The sequence below is a fragment of the Lentzea flava genome, assembly GCF_014648475.1.
Taxonomy (GTDB): domain Bacteria; phylum Actinomycetota; class Actinomycetes; order Mycobacteriales; family Pseudonocardiaceae; genus Lentzea; species Lentzea flava.
The window spans coordinates 1-1,354 of sequence record NZ_BMRE01000142.1; the positions used below are offsets into that span (position 1 = coordinate 1).

Genomic DNA, 1,354 nt, shown 5'->3' on the forward strand with positions numbered 1-1,354 from the left:
CGCAGACGCTCGGCTGGGGTTGCCCAGCCGAGCGTTTTGCGTGGTCGGCCGTTGAGTTGCTGGGCGACGTGTTCGAGGTCTTCGGCGCTGTGGACGGACAGGTCGGTGCCTTTGGGGAAGTACTGGCGCAGCAGGCCGTTGGTGTTCTCGTTGCTGCCGCGTTGCCAGGGGCTGTGCGGGTCGCAGAAGTAGACCGGCACTCCGGTCGCGACGGTGAACTGCTTGTGCGCGGCCATTTCACTACCCTGGTCCCAGGTCAGCGAGCCGCGCAGGTGCTCGGGCAGGGTCGCGATCAACGCGGTCAGCACGTCGCGGACCTCCTCGGCGGTGTGCCCGCCGGGCAGGTGCCCGAGCAGGACGTAGCGGGTGTGCCGCTCGACCAGGGTCACGATCGCGGTCTCGTTGCGGCTGCCCATGATCAGGTCGCCTTCCCAGTGGCCTGGGACCGCCCGGTCCTCGACCTCGGCGGGGCGTTCGGAGATCATCACCATCTCGTCGGCGAACCGGGGCGTGCGCTGCTCCGCGCTGCGATGTGGCTTGCGGCGGGTGCGGCCGGTGCGCAGCGCGACCGCGACCTCGCGCCGCAGCCCGCCCCGGGCCTGGACATAGATCGCCTGGTAGATCGTCTCCGGACTCACTCGCATACCTTCGTCGCCGGGGAACTCGAGGAGGAGATTGTTGCGGATCTGCTCGGGCGACCAGCGCTCACGCAGCTTCTGGGCGACGTGGTCGCGCAGCGGGCCGTCCTGGGCGAGCTTGGACTGCCTGGGCCGTGCCCGGCTGGCCGCCCACGCCCGATGCGCCCGATGCGGCTGATAGACACCCTCGGCCGAGCGGGCGTCGATCTCGCGTTTGACGGTGGACGCCGGACGGCCCAGCGCCCGCCCGATCGCCCGCAGCGACTCGCCCTGACGACGCAGATCCGAGATCAGCTCCCGCTCGGTCACGGTGAGGAACCGAGGATGCAACTCGGCCTCGACCGCGGACAACGATGCCGGCGCCGCGCAGACAGTGGTGCTCACGCCTGTCTTGTAGTCGATCCGGCGGCCATCCGGGTGCAGGCGCGCGTTGCCGATCTTCCGGATGCCACGGTCCCAGTCCCTGGCCGTGCGTTCATGCACCCCGGCCTGCGCCGCCGCGTCCCGCCGGGGCACCCCGGCCGCGCACAGCCGGTCGTACTCCGCCCGGCCCGGATGCCCGGCCGTGCCCGTCTTCCCCCGCCCGCGGACACCGGCCGCATGCGCCCACCTGACCGCCCGCCCACGACTGACCCTGACCGCCCGGGCAGCAGCCGAGATATTGCCGTCCTCCCGATCCAGAGCCTCGAAGAACCTCGCCCGCAACTCCTCAGAAC

General features: G+C 71.1%; 1 protein-coding gene. It reads right to left on the reverse strand.

The window, feature by feature from the left end:
* Positions 1–1,154, reverse strand: a 1,154-nt coding sequence (locus tag IEZ09_RS45865; protein ID WP_189260140.1) for an IS30 family transposase, incomplete at its 3' end; no start/stop codon positions are given.
* Between the last annotated feature and the right edge of the window lie 200 nt (positions 1,155–1,354).